Here is a 1,071-nt window from a genome sequence, read left to right as displayed (position 1 = left end):
CCAGCCGCTCCGCCGCACCTTTGGGGTGACGAGGGATTACTTTACGCAGCCACCACCCCCACCACCAACCCACCCCACATCCCGGGCGTGTCGCACACTGCAACACACGGACGCCGGCCCCCACGCACGCCTCGGGAAACTCCGCGCCCGCTCTGCCTCTGGGCTCTGGGCTCTGGGCTCTGGGCTCTGGGCTCTGGGCTCTGGGCTCTGGGCTCTGGGCTCTGGGCTCTGGGCTCTGGGCTCTGGGCTCTGGGCTCTGGGCTCTGGGCCGATCATTCCCCTCGTGCTGAACGATCGCAACGACCAGAAGCTGCCGCGAAGTGACCCCAGGCCACCGTCGCGGCGCCCCGCTCCACCGGGGCGATCAAGGTCACGGTCTCGGTCAAGCACCTGAAGACAGGGTGCGGGCACACCGGCAAGGGACCCTTGCGTGACATCGAGAGACTCGAGCAACAGCACGAGGCTGCTCGCAAGGGTCAGGGCTGAACCGCACGCTCTGAGCTCCGTCCGTCACGGCAGAACCGAGCGTCCGGCGCGACGCTCTCGGATCCGGGTTTCGCGGCTCCGCTCTGGGCTCGAGCCTGGTGACGCCGGAACGGAGAAGTGTCAGGGACTTCAGGAGCCCGCCATCGCAAGACCGCAGACAAGCCGGCAGGGCCGCGCAACCGCAGCCGATCACCAGCACACCCGCCGGCCCTCACCCTCGGGGAAACGACGGGTTGCCACGAGTTCGCTGCGCGCGAGCTCCGCCGCTCCCAGAACCACGATGGTGGAGGGCCGCGGGCGACCGCATCGGCCCCGACTCTGGTGTGCCGGCGAATCGCACGATCCCTAGTGCCGCCGACGGCGGACTCGACGGCAGAATGGACAGCAGCTGGAATGCAGAAAACCCCTGACATGGGGAGCGGATGCTCCCCATGTCAGGGGTTTTCATGAAAAGAAGTCCGGCGGCGTCCTACTCTCCCACAAGGTCCCCCTTGCAGTACCATCGGCGCTGAGAGGCTTAGCTTCCGGGTTCGGAATGTGACCGGGCGTTTCCCTCTCGCTATGACCACCGGAACACCATCGACC

General features: G+C 67.3%; 1 rRNA gene. It reads right to left on the bottom strand.

The features are described 5' to 3' along the window. Positions 1-942 precede the first annotated feature (942 nt). Positions 943-1,059: ribosomal RNA gene (gene rrf / locus DEJ25_RS16325) — 5S ribosomal RNA — on the bottom strand. Positions 1,060-1,071: the final 12 nt, after the last annotated feature.

It is taken from the genome of Curtobacterium sp. MCPF17_011 (assembly GCF_003234145.1).
Taxonomy (GTDB): Bacteria; Actinomycetota; Actinomycetes; order Actinomycetales; family Microbacteriaceae; genus Curtobacterium.
The sequence above is the reverse complement of the archived record's forward strand: the minus strand, read 5'-3'. Positions and strand labels throughout refer to the sequence as shown.